Annotated in this window: 1 protein-coding gene; it reads right to left on the reverse strand. The window is 68.6% G+C overall.

Annotation, left to right across the window (positions count from 1 at the left end):
* Positions 1–266: 266 nt before the first annotated feature.
* Positions 267–1,285, reverse strand: a 1,019-nt coding sequence (locus ACLBYB_RS32600; RefSeq protein WP_447701352.1) for an IS110 family transposase, incomplete at its 5' end; no start/stop codon positions are given.

Raw genomic sequence — 1,285 nt, forward strand, 5'->3', positions numbered from 1 at the left:
CGCCTGTCCTGTGTGGATGGCTCCCGCATTGCAAGTGGCGAATTGAGCTTCTGACGCGTTGGTCGGGTGCAGTCTTGTGTCCGGCCTTTCGATGCAGTCGTTCATGTTGACCGCTGGCCCTGATGGTATCCGCGAGCTGGGTCCCACTCTGCTTCGCGGGCTATGACGCCCTGGACAGGCGGCGGGGTGTCCCGGCTCCCGGTCTGACCGGTTCGCCATCAACTCTCATCGTCCTCGCAACCTGGAAACGTCTCCTTTGCGTGCTGTCAGGCGGCCGTGGCCGCCGGTGCGCGGTAGGTGCCGCCGCGGGTCATGATCGCCCAGGCGACCCGCGCCGTGCGATTGGCCGCCGCCACGGTCACCACGCGCACCGGCTTACGCTGCAGCAGCGCCGGCAGCCGCGGGTCGACCGAGGTCGGTGTCGTCTTCGCACGCCGGATCAGAGAGGTCATGCCGACCACGAGCAGCCGGCGCAGGTAGCGGTCGCCCATGCGCGAGATCCGGCCCAGGCGCTCCTTGCCGCCACTGCAGTTCTGCAGCGGTGTCAGGCCCAACGAGGCCGCGAACTGCCGACCGGAGCGGAAGCGTCCGGGCTCGCTCACCGAGGCGGCCAACGCGGTTGCCGACACGATGCCGACACCCGGGATCGTCGCCAGGCGCTGCGACAGGTCGCTGTCCCGATGCCAGGCGAGCAACTCCTTCTCCAGTCGGGTGAGTTGGATCTGCAAGGCACCGATCTGATCGGCCAACCCGGTCACCACGCGCTGGGCTAACGGCGGCACCTCGGCCGCGTCGCCGGCCGAGAGTCGGGCCGCCAGTTCGAGCGCGTGCCGCAGGCCCCGCGCCATCTCGATCCCAAACTCAGCGAGCAGGCCGCGGATCATGTTCACCAGCTGCGTGCGTTGCTTGACCAGCAGGTCGCGCGTCCGGTGCAGCGCCAGCGCCGCCTGCTGCTCGGTCGACTTCACGGGCACGAAGCGCATGCTCGGGCGCGTCACCGCCTCACAGATGGCTGCGGCATCGTTCGCATCGGTCTTGCCGCGCTTGACGTACGGCTTCACGTAAGCCGGCGGCATCAGCCGCACGTCGTGGCCGAGGCTCATGAGCTCCCGGGCCCAGTGGTGCGCTGTGCCGCACGCCTCCATGCCGACCAGGCATCGCGGCAGCTTGGCGAAGAACGGCACGACCTGCGCCCGCCTCAAGGCCTTGCGCACGACGACGTGCCCAACTGCATCGACGGCGTGAACCTGAAAGATGCTTTTGGCCAGATCGATGCCGACGGTGG

It is taken from the genome of Methylobacterium sp. D54C, from assembly GCF_053345595.1.